This is a genomic window from Thalassovita mangrovi, assembly GCF_009857745.1.
Taxonomy (GTDB): domain Bacteria; phylum Pseudomonadota; class Alphaproteobacteria; order Rhodobacterales; family Rhodobacteraceae; genus Thalassobius; species Thalassobius mangrovi.
This window is the reverse complement of the sequence record NZ_WWEN01000024.1, coordinates 1-821: the sequence shown is the minus strand read 5'-3', so window position 1 is coordinate 821 and position 821 is coordinate 1. Positions and strand designations below refer to the sequence as shown.

The following is an 821-nucleotide window of genomic DNA, read 5'->3' as shown; positions in this document are numbered from 1 at the left end:
GGCTATGGCGACGACACGATCACGCTGGAAAACGATTTCGGCAACGACACGATCGAGATGGAAGACCAGGACGAGGTCAATGGCGACATCCTCGACATGTCCGCGGTCACCGACGATCTGACCGTCGACCTGAGCCCGACCAACCGGGGCGCGGGCACCGTCTCCGACGGCACCTCCACCGCCAATTTCCAGGGCGTCGAACACCTGGTGCTGGGCAGCGGCACCAACACTTTGGTGTTGGCCGATTTTTCCGGCACCGACCGTGTCGAAGGCTTCGATGCGCCGGTGCTGAACACCGACGGGAGCTATAGCGGCAAGGACCTGCTGGACGTGTCCGGCCTGACCGACGACGCTGGCAACCCGGTCGATGTGAACGACGTGGTGGTGTCGGACGACGGGGCGGGCAACGCGGTTCTGAGCTTCCCGCATGGGGAAGCGCTGACCCTGGTCGGGGTTGCCCCGGCCGATGTGTCGGACGTGGCGCAGCTGGCGGCGATGGGGATTCCGGCGGCTGACGCCGGCGGAACTGCGGGCGATACCGGTGGCGGCGCCGGCGACACCGGCGGAGGCTCGGGCGCGCCCGACGGAAGCACCACCGCTCTCAACGGCATCGTCGAAGGCGGGGCGGACAGCGAGCTGATAGACGCCAACTTTACCGGCGACCCTGAAGGTGACCGGATCGATCATAACGACGCCGCCGACGGATCGAACGACGATGTGGTCACGGCCGGTGCCGGCAACGATACCGTTCTGGCCGGCGACGGCAACGATTACATCGACGGCGGCAGCGGCCACGACCAGCTGGAAGGCGGCGACGGCGA

General features: G+C 67.0%; 1 protein-coding gene. It reads left to right on the top strand.

Annotation, left to right across the window (positions count from 1 at the left end; all coding sequences use genetic code 11):
* Positions 1-821: calcium-binding protein (locus tag GR167_RS20220; protein WP_370741350.1), on the top strand; the 821-nt coding region annotated here is incomplete at both ends.